The sequence below is a fragment of the Micromonospora sp. WMMD1155 genome, assembly GCF_029581275.1.
Lineage (GTDB): Bacteria > Actinomycetota > Actinomycetes > Mycobacteriales > Micromonosporaceae > Micromonospora.
The window spans coordinates 7,197,026-7,211,431 of sequence record NZ_CP120742.1; the positions used below are offsets into that span (position 1 = coordinate 7,197,026).

The window sequence follows — 14,406 nt, forward strand, 5'->3', positions numbered from 1 at the left end:
CACACCACGGGCCGGTCTCCGATGTGGTGGCGAACGCGCCGCCGTACCGGAGGCCGGCACGACGAGAGCTACTCCACGCCCTCGCCCATCAGGACGGCCCGGCGCTCGCGCCACTCGTCGGCCTTCTTGGCGTCGCCAGCCTGCGCGTACATCTGTGTGATGAGGTGGTAGCCCTGTGCGTCGTCGGTGTCGAAGCGGAAGAAGAGCTTCAGCAGGTGCTCTTCGGCCTGCTCGGCGAAACCGCCGGCCAGCAGCTCCGACGCGATCGCCAACTCCCGCTTCAGCGCCATGGGCTCCAGCGGCGGCAGCGGTTTGACGTCGTCGGGCAGCAGATGGCCGGCAGCGAGGATTTTCGACAACTCCTCGGTCTCGTAACAGTCGATGACGATGTGGATACGTTCAGGACCGGTGACGTTGCATACGCCGTGCCGGAAGACCGGGGCCAGCCGCCACAGGTCGCCGACCTGCATGTTGATGGTGTGGCCGTCGATGGCCAGCACCGCCGACGGGTTCGTCACCAGGGGTACGTGCAGGCGGAAGTGGTCCACCTCGGAGAGTTCACCGTAGTCGCGGTGCTCCCATAGATAGGCGCCCGCCTCCAGCCGGGCGAGCCGGACCCACATGATGTCCAGGGGCAGGGACGCCAGCAGAGCCCTCGTGTTCGGCATGCCTTCCAAGATTTCGGTGGGCACCCCGTGTCCGTCGTGGATCGTGACATCTTCGGATTGTCCGCTCGGGTTGATCAGGGATAGCGTGTACCAGCCACCGGACTGATAGTCACCGTAATTGGCCGCCCATCCGGTTCTGATTCCACGGACCTCGTCGGCAACGGCGACCAAGAGGTCGCGGTCCAGCGGCCCGAGGCGCGAGATCTGGTTCAGCAGTGCGGCGTGGTTACTACTCATTTCTCTACCTCTTTGGCTTGAGGGCATCAAACCGTGACAATTTTCGGAGGCGACCAGCTGCGCGGCATCGCGGCAAGAGTCGCCCGCCGGATTTCCCTGAGCTCGCGCACCTCCGGGGGATGATGGAATTCACAGTTGACGATGACATGTGGGCCTGGGCTCCTATCCCCCCATTCGTCGGTGACGACGGCATGCGCTGCGGAGACTGCGGGCGAACCGAGCGCCACCCTTTCGACGTGTTCCAGATGTAGGGCGCGGTGGGCGTACCGCACCCGGCGTGCTACCAGACCGGTGACGCGCAGCTCGTCGGTGGAGACCTGACGGCCCAGGAACCCCGTACTCCGCCAGTCCGCATCCGGAACCGGCCGCCAGGTGATCTCACCGACCACGAACAGTGGGCACGGGCCACCGTCCGGCGCCTGCACCCGCCAGTGCCCGGTCGGCACGATCAGCCGATGCTCTCGCTCGGATCCCCATCGCAGGTAGGCGGTGGCCCGACGATCCGGTCCGAGGTCGTAGGCGAGCAGGACCGCCCAGCCTGCGGCCATCAGGTCGTTGATCATGGCGTTGGCCCCGGACGCAGCGAACGGCAGCACGAGCACGGATCCTTCGGCCGGCACCGTCGTGAGACCGCCGCAGGTGTGCGGATCGCTCCACACCACTCCGGGCGCCCCGGTGCTGCTCCGCAACGTGCGGACGTGTCGGCCGAGAGCCGCCCGGGCATCTCGGTCACCATCGTTCGTCTCGACCTGCAGCCACCAGCTCACCGCAGGGCTGATCTCCCTGGCGGCCCGCAGCTGTGCGACCGCCCGATCGTGCTGCCGTGTGGCGGGTGCGAGCCCGTCGCAGGACAGGCTGAGAACACGGTCCGGCTCCGCCGTCGACCAGCCGCGGGACGGGACGGCTGGCGGCACCCCGGGCCGGCCGACGTGCCGACGGCCCGGAGCCGACCCGGCGCGGAAGGCCCGCATGAACCGGTCCGCGCCCGCTGGCGAGAGGACGCCGTCGTTGTAGTCCAGTCGGCCGTAGAGGGCGTCACCCTCATCGCGGAACTGCAGCACGAGGTCGAACGACCGTGACGAGTTCGGAGCGAAGAAGTCCCAGGTGAGATCGATGTCCGGTACGGCCGGCAGACTTACCGGCGGCCGGGTGTAGGACAATGACAGCCAGGTCAGCGCGCTGCCCACGGCGACCGGTCCGTCCACGGTCTTGAGGGCGCGGCCGAGCCAGGAGAACGGCACATGGCGGTAGCGGCGGACGTGCTCGGCGAGAGTGACGGCTCGGGCGACGGCCTGTCGAGGGCTCAGTCGCCGCGGCAGCCGTACGTGTACCGGCACCGTGTTCACTTGTAATCCGATGTCACCGCGGCTCGCCGGGCTGCTGGTGTCGGTGTGGACCGCGAGCACGAAATTCCGGTTGCCGTACTCGTGCAGCTGCCGTACGAGAATGGCCAGCAGGCAGGTGAAGCGGGTCGGCTTCGAGCCGGGCGCCAGGTCCCGCCACTGCTCGATGTCGGTCAGTGCGACGTCGTAGCGGCCGGTGCTACCCACTCGATGGCCAACAGCCGGTGCCGCGTCCGGCAGGAGCAGCTCCGGCAGGGACGATATCGCGGCACGACGCCAATAGCTGTTCAGGGTGCGATCGACCGGTGCGGGCTCGACGCCGCGGTGCACTTCCAGCACCGGTGGCGGCGCGGCCTCGCCCGCTCTTACCCGGCCGAGAGCCTCGTTGAAGTCACGTGCGAAGACGAACTTGGATCGGCCGTCGAAGGCGATGTGGTGTACGCCCACGACCAGGGTGAACCTCTGCCCGCCGTGGCGCAGGAGGGTGAACCGGATCGCCACCTCCTTCTCCAGGTCCCACGCCGCGGTGCTGCCGTGGGCCACGTACCAGCGCACCGCGGATTCGCGTTCGTCGCCGGGGGCACAGGGAAGATCGGCGACCGCGATCGGGGGCAGGTCGGCGGTCGGGGGTGCCCAGCTGGGCCGATCACCCCACACCACCACAGATCGCAGCGCCGGGTGCCGCGCGCATACCCGACGGCAGGCCTGCTCCACCTCGTCCGGCTCGACCGGGCCCCGCATCGTGACCGCCAGGAAGCCGCCGTGCACGGTTTGGTGATGCACCTGCTGCTCCGCGAAGATCGCCTCCTGGGCGGGAGTGAGCGCGAGACCTGGTTCAGGCGTCGACGTCACTGCCGCCGCCGGATTCGACCAGTTCCGTCAGAGTCCTCCGGGCCACCTTGCCGTTGGTGTTCATGGGCAATTCGCTCAACCGCAGGAACCGGCGCGGATGCATGTAGTCGGGCAGTGTGTCAGTGAGGGCTGCGGCCAGGGCGCTACGGGTGACGGCGCCGGGTTTCTTCTCGGTGACGACCGCGACCAGGCCGAGCGTGCCGTGCGTCCGTACACCGAGCACGGCCACCTGCCGGATACCGGGCACCCGCAACAGCACGGCTTCCACCTCACCGGGTTCCACCCGGTAACCGCGTATCTTGAGCTGTTCGTCGACTCGTCCGGTGAAGTGCAGCAGGCCGTCCTCCAGCCGCACCGTGTCGCCGCTGCGGTAACACCGGCGGCGGCTGCCGTCCTCGTGCTGATACTCGCGGAACTTCGCCGAGGTCAGTTCGGGGTCGCCGCGATAGCCGTGCCCGACCATGGGCCCGGAGATGACAAGCTCAGTCTCCTCCCCCTCGTTCAACGGCCGAACGATGTCGCCGTCAAGAGCGAGCAGGTCAGCCTCCCCCACCGCAGTGCCCAGGGGCGGATACACCGGCCAGCCGGCCGGCGGCCCATCGAGGCGGTATTCGGTGACGACATGCGTCTCGCTGGGCCCGTACTGATTGACCAGCACAATGCCGTGCACCGCGCAGAGTTCGCGGACCTCGTCGTTGAGCACCAGGCGCTCACCCGACGGCACGATCTCCCGCAGGCAGGCGGGTGGTCCGCCGACGGCGTCGGCCGCGATCGCCAACATCTGCAGCGAGGCGACCGTCATGAAAGCCCGGACCACCTCATGCTTCTCAATCAGCCTGAGCAGAGCGAACGAGTCCCGACGGGTCTGGTCGTCCACCACGACGAGGGCCGCGCCGACCGTGAGGGTGGCCGCCATCTCCTGAAAGCACACGTCGAAGCCGACCGATGCCAACGCCAGCGTCCTCGGCGCGACGTCGTGCTTCCAGGTGTCGGCATGCCAGACCGCCAGGCCGTCGAGAGCGGCGGGCCCGAGGACGACGCACTTGGGCTGCCCGGTCGAGCCCGAGGTGGCGACGACGTAGGAGTTGGCACCGTCGACATCGCGCGGGAGGTGGCCACCCTCCTGCAGGTCCTCAGTCGACAGATAACGGACATCCGCGACGGGCGCGGACTGCGGGACGTCGTCGGGTCGGACCAGCACGACCCTCGTCGCGGACTGCGTGAGCACGAGACGGCGCCGGTCCGGCGGACCCGACGGCGCGATCGCGTTCGCCCCGCATGCGGCCCGCCAGACGCCGAGGATGCTCGCGTACAACTCGAAGGAACGCGGCATCTCGACGGCGACGATGTCGCCGGCCCGGCATCCCACGTTCTGCAGTCCCGCGGCGACCCGAGCGGACATCTGCTCCAGGTCGCGGTAGGTGTGTACCTCGTCGCCGTCGATCACGGCGGGCTGTGCCGCGTGGTCACGGCACGACTGCAGGATTTTCGACACCAGGCTCATGCGCCGCCTCCGGCCGGTGCCGGCGCCGCGCCGTCGCCCTCGACGCCCGGACCCGGTCTCGTCATCATCGATGTCTGCCCTTCGTCTTTCGGTGCCCGGCCGGCAGAGAGCACGATCGCCCCGGCCGCGGCTGCGATGGCCATGCCGATCAGAACGGCCTGGTACGGCACTCGCGTGACGAGGAATGCCACCAGAGCGACGGAGGCTGCCTGCGCGGCCGTGCGCAGCGTGTCCGCCGCCGCGAAGACCCGCCCCTGTACCTCGTTGCGGCTACCGGTCTGCAGGATGGTGTAGAAGCCGACCAGCACTGCCGGGAAGCCCGCGCCCATGACCACGCAGCCGAGGAGGGCCACGATACGTTCGCCGAAGATCAGGCACAGGTTGCCCACCCCGACGACGAGCAGGCCTCCACGCAGCAACCTGAGTGACGTCGTCCGTGAACTCAGATGTACGCACGCGAACCCACCCAGCACCGACCCGATCCCGCTGGCGCTGAACAGCCAACCGACCGAAGCGGCGCTGCCGAAGCTGTCCTTGGCGACGTCGAGCAGGACGGGGTCGATACCACCGACGATGAGCAGGACCACACTGACCAGTACGACGATGCGCCCGACCGGTCGATTGGCCCGTAGGTAGGTCACGCCGGCGGTCAGTTCCGGGATGAATCTGTCACCGCTCGGACTCGGCGGCGTCTCGAGGTGGCGCAACTCCGCCACCGCCGCCGCCGACCCGAGGTAGCACGCCGCAGCGACAGCGCCGGCCAGGGCGATGCCCGACTGCTGGTACAGCACGGCACCGACGGCCGGGGCGGCGAAGAGTGCGACGTTTCGTCCGGCCCGGAACATCGAGTTCACCCGGGCGAGTTTGTCCGAGGCGATGGTGTTTACCAGCAAGGCGCTGGCAGCAGCGCCCTGCAGGCATCCGCAGATGCCGATCACGATGATGATGGCGTAGAGGATGTACACGTCGTCGGCGCCGTGGACCAGCAGGACCAGCGGGATGCAGGCCGTTTTCAGGATGTCGCTCAGGATCAGCAACCAGGTTCGGCTGCGGCGGTCGGCCAGCAACCCGGTCGCCGGCGCGAGCAGAGCGGGCACCAGGTAGGCGAAGAAGACCATGCCCGCTGACGTGATCGAGCCGGTGAGCTTCTCGATCCAGATGGCGAAGACCAGGACGAGCATCTCGTCGCCGAAGAAGGAGAGGCTGGCCCCGAGGGCCCACACGGAATGCCGGCCCGGTACGGCGACCTTCGTCTTCTCCGTCATCGCGCGGCTACTCCCCCGGCCGTCACCTGGACCAGCCACTCCGATATCCGGCTCGCCGTACGCTGCGCCAATTCGCCTTTGAGCATGCTGAAGTGGTCACCCGGGGTCGTCATGGCGACCACCGCTGGTGTTCTGGCCCGCCAAGTCTGCGCCATCTCGGCGGCCGAGAGCCCGCCTGGGCCGGCATCCTCGGCGCAGAGCAGCAACGCAGGACCGTGATGATGGCCCAGGTCGTGTGACGCGAGCTGTTGCAGCCCTTGCGCCCAGACCGGCAGCATTCGCCGTACCTCGTCCGGTTCGATGGTCTCGATGACCGCCGGACCGACACCGAGCGAGCCGAGCAACTCGCCCATCCGCGGTTCCGGGCCGATCGAGTGCGCCAGCTCACCGGCGCTCACCGCTCTCCGTCGGAGTTCGGAGAGGTGCTGGCGATCCGCGGAGTCGAGCGCTCGTCCGTCGAGCAGCACGAGGGAGACGCTGCGCTCATCGCCGGCGTGGAGGAGCCTGGCGAGTGTGTGCGCGCCCGCACACGCCAGCGACCAGCCGACCACCGTCCACCCCGGCGCGGCGACGGTCTCGAGCAGGTGGCCCGCAACCAGCCGGAGAGCGTCGTTCAGCGTCGGAGTCGCCGGACCAGCGGGCCAGGGGAGCCCGAAGACGCTTCCGCCGGCGGGCAGTGCGGCGACGAGGTCGCGGTACGCGAGCATCGTTCCGGTCGGGGGCGCGACCAGGAGCACGGCCGGCTGACGCGGGTCCCCGGAACGCAGCAGCGTCGGGGTTCCCGGCTCGGCGACGGCCGCGTCCCGCAGCAGTCGAGCGACACCCGCTGGTGTGGGATGCCGGATCAGGTGCGCCAGGGGCAGCCGTACCCCGGTCGCCTGTTCGAGACGGACCAGCAACGTCAGCGCCAGTATGGAGTTTCCGCCGCTGTCGAAGAAGTCGGTGGCAGCGTTGATGTGCCGGTCTCCGAGCACCCCGCGCATACAGTCGGCGACCGTCTGCTCCTCCGCGGTCAGCGGGGCCATCGTGGCGGGTGGCGTGCCGTCTTCGGCGAGCCGCAGTCGCAGCATCGAAGCCACCGCCGAGCGGTCGGCCTTCCCGCTCGGCAGCTGCGGTAAGTCGGTGGCCCACCGGATCCACTTCGGCACCATGAACGCGGGCAACCGCTCGGCGACGATGTCGAGCAGAGTAGCCTCATCCGTCTCCGGCTGGGGCCCCTCGGGCACCAGCAGCGCGGCCAGGCTCACGCCGTCCAGGACCACGACCGAGGCGCTGTGGACCAGAGGGTGCGCTTCGAGGGCCGCCTCCACCTCGCCCAGTTCGATCCGGTATCCGCGGATCTTGACCTGGTCGTCCCGGCGCCCGAGGAACTCGAGCGCCCCACCGTCCTGGCGGCGAGCCAGGTCCCCGGTCAGATAGGCGCGTTGCCCGGGGGCGAACGGTAGGGTTCGGAACCGCTGCGCGTCGGCGGGGTCGGCCTCCAGGTATCCGTCCGCGACACCCGGTCCGCTGACGCAGATCTCACCGATGAAGCCGGGCGGCACAGGCAGCCCGGCCCGGTTGAGCAGATATATCCGGTTACGGCCGTACGCCCTGCCGATGGTGGACGGTGTGGCCAGCTCGCGTACGGATCCGATGGTGCAGTCGATGGTGCACTCGGTCGGGCCGTAGGTGTTGTAGGCCGGCACGCTCGACGCCGCCAGGCTGTCCCACAACGTCCGGGACGGGACCTCCCCGCCGATGACGACGAGTGAGGGAGGCACCGCGCTGCCGAGCAGGCCGGCTTCGACCAACACCGCCATGAGGCGTGGCGTGGTCTCGTAGAAGGTCAGGGCCGTCGCCGGGTCCTCGTTGAGTTCCACTAGAGCCGAGGGCGAGCCGCGCTGTTGGTCCGAGAGCAGGACGAGCGTGTTGCCAAGCGCGAAGCTGGCGAGCAGATGACTCAGGAAGATGTCGAACGACACTGCCGCGACCCCGGCGACGCGGTGCGGGCGGCCCGCGTCGTGCATCCGGAGCAGCGGGCCGAGCTGGTGCTCGACATGATCCGCCAGGTTCGCGTGAGTGAGCACCACTCCCTTCGGGGCACCGGAGCTACCCGAAGTGAAGATCACCATCGCGGCGTCGTCGAGTTTCTGGGCCGGCAGCCGCCCGGGTGCCGTGGGACCGTCCCGAAGGTCGACGAGCCGGACACCGGTGGCGGCAACCTCCGCCGCAACGGTGGGGCCGTCCTGCACCAGGAACTGCGCGCCGGCACGGGCCAGCAACTCCGCCCGGCGCCGCGGCGGCTCCGCAGGCTCCAGCAACAGCGCCGCGGCGCCGCTCAGCCAGATCGCCATGACTGCGAGCGGAAGCTCTACATCCCGTTGCAGACAGACCCCGACCACGGCGCCGGGGCCGGCACCGGCGCCGCGCAGCGTGGCCGCCCGAGCACGGGCCAACCGGTGGAATTCGGCATACGTCACCGCGGACGTGCGGGTCTCCACCGCCGTGCGCTCGGGGAACCTCTCGACGAGGTCTCCGAACCGGGCCGGCACGGTAGCGAGAGACGAGCGACCGGACTCGACCGGCGCGGGTACGGCGGCCTGCCTTTCCGGGGTGACGTCGGAGTCCCTGTGCGGGGCCTCGGCGAGGTCGCCGGCCCCGGCCGAGCACAGGTGGGCAAGCGCCCGCCGGAAGAGCCCAGCGAGCGTGCGGATCGGAGTGGCCTCCAGGAGCAGCGGGTTGTAGGTCAGGTCGCATCGATAACCGTGGCCCTGCCGGGCCACGTTGAGTGACAGGTCGAAGCCGGTGGCGTCCCAGCCGAACTCGGCCGGTCGAGCGCTGAGCCCGCTGAACCGCCAGTCCCCGCTGAACTCCGTGCGGTTGTAGAACATCGCGACCTGCAGAGCGGGAACCGCTGTCGGCAGTTGCGAGAGGCGGGCAACCGACAGAATCTGGTCCAAGGGGAGAGCAGCGTTCTCGAGCGCGGCGAAGACCGTCCGGCGAGTCCTGGCCAGGACATCCGCAACGCTGTCCCTCGCCTCGTGGCGGAACCGGATCGGCACGGTGTTGGAGAAGATCCCCAAGGTCTGTGCGTACTTCTCCGGGCGTGCCGTTACCGGGCTGCCGATCAGCACGTCACCGGTCGAGCAGGCGCGGCTCAGAGCCAGCCCGAACGCGCTGCAGGCGATGACGAACGGCGTCGTTCGATGACGTGTCGCGGCCCGCTGCAGGCTCTCAGCGGCCGCGCCGTCCAGGTGAAACACATGTTGAGCGCCCGTGAACGGATCGATGGCCGCCCTGTTGACCTGCTGATACGGCAGCTCCAACGGCGAGGCTTCGCGCAGTTGCCGGCGCCAGAAACCGCGCTCGGCCGCGTGCTCCCCGCCGGCCGCCTCCTCCAGGGCGTACTCGGCGTACGAGGGAACCTGCTCCGGCAGCCGGCTGCCCGGGTCCTCATAGAGAGCCGACAGCTCCGCGCCGAAGATCTGCGCGGACACCTCGTCCACGATCGCGTGGTGGAAGGTGACTCCCAGGGCGTGCCGGGTCGGGTCGGAGGGATCGTGGACGATCACGATGCGCCACAGCGGCCCGGCAGCAAGGTCGAAGCGTCGCTTGGCGTGCCGGATCGCACGGTCCACAGGATCGGCGCCGGACTCCTCGACGAACTCGTAGGCCTGCGCGGCCTCGGCCCTGTCGCCGATGCGCTGCCACACCTCGCCATCCCGTTCGTGCAGAGTGGTGCGCAACAAGCAGTGCCGACCGGCCAGAGTCGTCGCGCACCACCGGAGGCGATCGATCTTCAGGTCACCACGGAGTAGCAGCACCGTCGGCACGTTGTAGGCATGACCGGCGGCGAGCGCGTTGAGTACGAACATGCCGCGCTGCGTGGCGCTGGCGGGCACCCAGTGCCCGGTCGACTGGACGCCCATCACACCGCGATGGTGACGTTCGCGTCCGTGAGCCAGTAGTGGAGCTGGATGACAGCCTCAATGCTGGTCCGTGTGACCCCGAGACGCAGTCCGCCGGACGGCTCGTGGAGTACCGCCTTCAGCCGATCGGCATCGAGCAGCGGCAGCACCGGGCTACCGCCGTCCGCGAGGGCGGCGAGCTGCTGTGTCAGGCGGGCGCGGTAGGCCGGGTCCTGCGCCACCGGATAGGGCGACTTGGGTCGCTGTAGAGCCGACGGCGGCAACAAGCCCGCTGCGGCGCGGCGCAGCAGGGTCTTACTCTCGCCGTTCTCGCTCTTGTGCGACCACGGCACGCTGTAGACGTACTCGACCAGCTCGTGGTCCACGAAGGGCACCCGCCCCTCGAGCGCGGCGACCGCTCCGCCCAAACGGTCCCGGCGGTCCAGGACGACTCGCAGATACCGCGTCAGAGCCAGGTAGGTGAGCTGCCGCATACGCTTCTCCTGCGGCGACTCGGCACCGGACAGCGGTGTCTCCCGCAGCGCGTCCACATACCGGTCGCGGGTGTACTCGTCGAGATGGAGCTTGCCGACGAGGTCGCGATCCAGCAGGCCGCTCAACATCTCGGTGCCCTGTGAGGCGACCAGCCAGGGGAAGCTGTCACCGCTGCTGTAGTAGGCGTCATGAAACCAGATGTAGCCACCGAACAGTTCATCGGCGCCGTCGCCGGCCAGCGTCACCGTCGCCATGGGTCGGATCTTGGTCGACAGGTCGAACAGGGAGGTATACATGTCGAGCCCGACGACCGGGCGCTCCATGGCGTGCACGACGGCCCGCTGCCGATCCTCCAGCGCCAGATCCGCAGCGGTCAGCAGGAACTCGGTGTGGTCGGTGCCGAGCAGCTCCGCCACCCGCTTGGCGTGTGTCGAGTCAGGGTCGGCGTGCACCTCATCCGGCCGGAACGAGGCCAGATGGTAGGCGTATTCCATGGACACGGTCTTGAGCGCCCGGCCGGTTGGTGAGCCGCCACGGCTGGCGAGCGCGGTGATGATGCTGGAGTCCAGACCACCAGAGAGCAGCGAGCACAACGGCACGTCGGAGACCAGTTGTCGCGCTACGGTGTCTGCGAGGATCTCCTTCACCCGTTCGACGGTCGTCTGCTCATCGTCGGTGTGCTCCCGCACCGGCACATCCCAGTAGCGGGTCACCTTCAGGCCCTGACGACTGAAACAGACCACCTCGCCGGGAGCGACCTCCCGAACGTCGCGGAAGGGCGACCTGCCGGGCGTGGGGGTGAATCCGAGCACCTCCGCCATGCCGTCCGCGTCCACGACCGGATCGACCAGTCCGCTGGCGAAGATGGCCTTCGTCTCGGACCCGAACACGAACTCGCCGTCGTGCGTGGTGCTGTAGAACAGCGGGTAGATGCCGAATCGGTCCCTGATGAGGACGAGTTTCTCAGTGATGTCGTCCCATACCGCGAAGGCGAACATGCCGCGGAGGCGCTCCGCGCATGCGGGCCCCCACTCCTGGTAGGAGCGCAGGACGACCTCGGTATCGCTCTGGGTCTCGAACCGGTGCCCACGCGCCCGGAGCTCGTCACGCAGCGCAACGAAGTTGAAGATCTCACCGGTGTAGGCGAGTACGCACTGAGTTCGCCCGTCCTCGTACGCGATCATCGGCTGCCCGCCGCCCGCGATATCGATCACGGCGCGCCGCTGAAAGGCCAGGAAGACGTGGTCGCGCAGCCACAAACCGTCCGAGTCCGGCCCACGGTGTTCGAGCGTCTTGCCCATGCGATCGGCCAGATCATGTTCCTGGGACAGATCGCGCGTGAAGTTGCAGATGCCTGCGATGCCGCACATTGATCTAGAACTCCCCCGTGTGATATGCGTACGCCTTGACGGCCAGTCAGGCAGTCGCGGCTTGCTCCGCCAGAAGCTCTCGCAGCGACTCGGTGAACTCCTGCGCGTTGTCGACCTCGAAAATCTCCACCAGCGGGATCGAGATGCCGAGCTCTTTGCGGAGGTCCGCGATGAATCGGGTGGCCACGAGCGAGTCCAGACCGTGTTCCACGAGATTGTCGGTGACGGTCAGCTCGTCGGACTGCAACGCCTTGCGCAGCAGCCTCATGACGATCTCTTCGAGATCCTGCTGGGAATCGGTCACGGTCACATGCACCTCAGAGTTCGAGACGGGTGGCGGCATAGCGGCCCAAGCCGGCCGGTACGCCGCGAACAATGATCATGCTTCCATTGGACACTAAGAGGATGATGGATGTCCGTCAACCACAAAGCGGCGCCGTGAATCCAGATCCTTCATCCGATCCGCATCGATGATAGGCCATACTGACCCCCGGTCATTGCCCCTCATGGATGAAGCGGGCGGGGATTCCCTGGGACCACTGCGGGTGTGGTGTTGTCCACTGGCTCGCACCCCTCCGGAGGCGACCGGAGGATGTACAGTATCGTCCCCACCCCAGCACCGATCGAGTGGCTTGTCCACGGTCGGCGCCGATTGCCATGTCCAGTATGGTCGCCCGGAGCCGATTGCACCTGGGGGTGGCGTGTTGGGCGGCAGCTGGACGGCGGGTGAGGCATCGCCGGCGAGGGTCGGAACCCGGGCGCGACTCGACATCACCCGTCCTGTCGGGCCGTCAGATCACCTTCTCGTCTGCCTGCCTCCGGCGGGTGCGGGCGCCGCCCTGTTTCGTCCATGGGCCCGAAAAGTACCGGAGCGCCTGATCGTGGCGGGTGTGGATCTACCCGGACGAGGTTCTCTGCGCGGTGAGCCGTTGCGACCCGTCGGCGACTGGACGAGCCTGGTCCGTGACATCGTGACGAGCATCAGCACTGTCGACTGCGCTTCGGTAATCCTTTTCGGACACAGCATGGGTGCGTTGACCGCATTCCTGGTGGCGCGGGGACTCGAGGCGGCGGGCCGGCCCAGCAGCCATGTCTTCCTGTCCGCCGGCCGTCCGCCGAACCGGCCGGCGCTGCACGGTCACCTCGCGTCCGCTACCCCCGCCGAGCTGGTGGCCGCCGAACTGCTGCCGCCGGGAGTTCTGGAGCACGTCGACCTGGTCGATCTCCTCGTGCCGCTGCTGCGCCACGACCTCGAACTGCTCGGCCGCTACGAGCACCAGGACCTGACACTCTCCAGCCCGGTCACGCTGATCGCGGGTGAGCACGACGCCGTGACGACGGTGGAAGAGGTACAGGGCTGGCACGAGGTGCTCACCGGCGACGTCGGGTTCGTGAAACTGCCCGAGGGGCACGCCCTGTCCGACCGGCTGCGTGCCGAGGTGGTGAGAAGAATCCAGGATGGGTGGCTGTGACGACGGGCCGAGCGCCCCGTTTCGGAGTCGAATCGACGTTTGGCGTGGGGGAGACAATTGGTTGTCATGACGCAGGTTCGGTCGCTGCGGGACATTCCGGAGGACGACTGGAACGAGCTGACCGAATCGCAATCGGCCTTCAGCTGTCAACCCTGGCTGCGGTTCGTTGAGGAACGTGTCCGGCTTCGCTGCAGCTATCTGCTGTGGCACCACGAAGGGCGGCTGGCCGCCGCGCTGCCGCTCTACCGAGGGCCCCTGCGCAACACCGGCCAGACTTTCAGCCTGCCGGCCCTTCTGCAGGACCAGGCAACCGCGGTAGAGGGATCACCGGCGGACGGCACGGTCATCCTGCTCGGCGCGGCATACGGCTACCACAACGACGGCCTGCTCCTCGCCTCGTGGTTGGGACCGGACGATCGCGCGGCCGTCGGTGCGTCGCTCAGCGGATTCCTGCGCGAGTCCGTGGAGGCCCGGGATGTCGTGGGCGCCTTCCTCATGAACGTCGATCGGGGCACGATCGACGCGCTCGCCCGCGCCGGCTTCGCAACGCACGTTCCGGCGGCCGTCCTGAACGTCACCGCACGACTGGACGTCGTCGGCGATGACTTCGACGGCTATGTGGCGCACCTGCCGCACAGTCGGCGGCCTGACGTAAGGCGTGAGCGGAGGATGTTCGCCCAGGCCGGTCTGACGTGCACTGTGTCCACCGGGCCGGAGCCACTCGCCGACATCGCGGTGCTGGCCGAGGAGACCTACCGACGCCATGGCTACCCACCATCGCCTCCAGCGGAGTTCCAGGCGATGCTGGAGGCGTTGCAGGCGCGGTTCGGTGAGCGATGCGTCCACTTCCTCGTGCACGACACAACGGGCGCGTTGACCGCGGCCTCGACGGGGTTCGTCCAGAACGACACGCTCGTCATACCCTGGTTCGGTGTGCGGGCGGAAGCCGACCGCGCCGGGGCGCCCTACTTCAACACCTGCTTCTACGAGCCGCTGCGCTACGCGCAGGAGCACGGGCTCAAGAAGGTGGATCTCGGTATCGAGGCACTGAGCGCCAAGGTGTTGCGAGGTTGCTCCCTGTCCGTGAAGTACGGTGTCACGGTGACCGCTGCGGATCGTGCGGCGGCGTGGGAAGACGCGATCCTGACATTCAACCGCCGGCAACGAGAGCTTCTTGGCGAACGTGCCGGTGCCGCCGCCCGAAAGGTGGTCGCCACCTTGCTCGCTGGTGACGGCGTGGAGCCGCGTGAGGATCGCGTGGAGGCCACCTGACCTCCGGCCGAAACAGGTGCACCGTCGAGGCAGCGTTG

Annotated in this window: 9 protein-coding genes; 2 read left to right on the forward strand and 7 right to left on the reverse strand. The window is 68.4% G+C overall.

Annotated elements, in window-relative coordinates:
• Window positions 1–68 precede the first annotated feature (68 nt).
• The 7 genes from O7617_RS32825 to O7617_RS32855 are packed head-to-tail and all read right to left on the reverse strand — an operon-like array spanning window position 69 to window position 11,928.
• The gene (locus O7617_RS32825) at window positions 69–905 is read right to left on the reverse strand and encodes an aspartyl/asparaginyl beta-hydroxylase domain-containing protein (RefSeq protein WP_282260506.1); all 837 of its coding nucleotides are present in this window, start codon (window positions 903–905) and stop codon (window positions 69–71) included.
• A gap of 26 nt (window positions 906–931) precedes the next feature.
• The gene (locus tag O7617_RS32830; protein WP_282260507.1) at window positions 932–3,100 is read right to left on the reverse strand and encodes a condensation domain-containing protein; all 2,169 of its coding nucleotides are present in this window, start codon (window positions 3,098–3,100) and stop codon (window positions 932–934) included.
• The gene (locus tag O7617_RS32835; RefSeq protein ID WP_282260508.1) at window positions 3,084–4,604 is read right to left on the reverse strand and encodes an amino acid adenylation domain-containing protein; all 1,521 of its coding nucleotides are present in this window, start codon (window positions 4,602–4,604) and stop codon (window positions 3,084–3,086) included. The genes O7617_RS32830 and O7617_RS32835 overlap by 17 nt, the downstream gene beginning before the upstream one ends.
• Window positions 4,601–5,869 carry an MFS transporter gene (locus O7617_RS32840; RefSeq protein WP_282260509.1) on the reverse strand — a complete coding sequence of 423 codons (1,269 nt, stop codon included), beginning with the start codon at window positions 5,867–5,869 and terminating at the stop codon, window positions 4,601–4,603. The genes O7617_RS32835 and O7617_RS32840 overlap by 4 nt, the downstream gene beginning before the upstream one ends.
• Window positions 5,866–9,780: an amino acid adenylation domain-containing protein gene (locus O7617_RS32845; protein WP_282260510.1), complete on the reverse strand. Its 3,915-nt coding sequence runs from the start codon at window positions 9,778–9,780 to the stop codon at window positions 5,866–5,868. The genes O7617_RS32840 and O7617_RS32845 overlap by 4 nt, the downstream gene beginning before the upstream one ends.
• A complete protein-coding gene (asnB, locus tag O7617_RS32850; RefSeq protein ID WP_282260511.1) occupies window positions 9,780–11,624 on the reverse strand; it encodes an asparagine synthase (glutamine-hydrolyzing) in 1,845 nt (614 codons plus the stop codon). Before asnB ends, O7617_RS32845 begins: the two co-directional genes overlap by 1 nt.
• Before the next feature lie 46 nt (window positions 11,625–11,670).
• On the reverse strand, window positions 11,671–11,928 hold the full coding sequence (locus O7617_RS32855; RefSeq protein ID WP_282260513.1) for an acyl carrier protein: 258 nt from the start codon (window positions 11,926–11,928) through the stop codon (window positions 11,671–11,673).
• A 202-nt stretch (window positions 11,929–12,130) separates the two neighbouring features.
• Here O7617_RS32855 and O7617_RS32860 point away from each other — a divergent pair, with 202 nt between their 5' ends.
• Together O7617_RS32860 and O7617_RS32865 are read left to right on the forward strand one after the other, a co-directional pair.
• Complete coding sequence (locus tag O7617_RS32860; RefSeq protein ID WP_282260515.1) at window positions 12,131–13,096, forward strand: alpha/beta fold hydrolase; 966 nt, start codon at window positions 12,131–12,133, stop codon at window positions 13,094–13,096.
• Between the two features lie 66 nt (window positions 13,097–13,162).
• Window positions 13,163–14,368, forward strand: a complete 1,206-nt coding sequence (locus O7617_RS32865; RefSeq protein WP_282260516.1) for a GNAT family N-acetyltransferase — start codon at window positions 13,163–13,165, stop codon at window positions 14,366–14,368.
• The last annotated feature ends 38 nt before the right edge of the window (window positions 14,369–14,406 follow it).

Excerpts from the sequence above, each read along its gene's own strand:
- O7617_RS32825 (WP_282260506.1), bottom strand. The coding sequence starts at position 905 with ATGAGTAGTAACCACGCCGCACTGCTGAACCAGATCTCGCGCCTCGGG.
- O7617_RS32860 (WP_282260515.1), top strand. The coding sequence starts at position 12,131 with ATGGATGAAGCGGGCGGGGATTCCCTGGGACCACTGCGGGTGTGGTGT.
- O7617_RS32840 (WP_282260509.1), bottom strand. The coding sequence starts at position 5,869 with ATGACGGAGAAGACGAAGGTCGCCGTACCGGGCCGGCATTCCGTGTGG.
- asnB (WP_282260511.1), bottom strand. The coding sequence starts at position 11,624 with ATGTGCGGCATCGCAGGCATCTGCAACTTCACGCGCGATCTGTCCCAG.
- O7617_RS32845 (WP_282260510.1), bottom strand. The coding sequence starts at position 9,780 with ATGGGCGTCCAGTCGACCGGGCACTGGGTGCCCGCCAGCGCCACGCAG.
- O7617_RS32835 (WP_282260508.1), bottom strand. The coding sequence starts at position 4,604 with ATGAGCCTGGTGTCGAAAATCCTGCAGTCGTGCCGTGACCACGCGGCA.
- O7617_RS32865 (WP_282260516.1), top strand. The coding sequence starts at position 13,163 with ATGACGCAGGTTCGGTCGCTGCGGGACATTCCGGAGGACGACTGGAAC.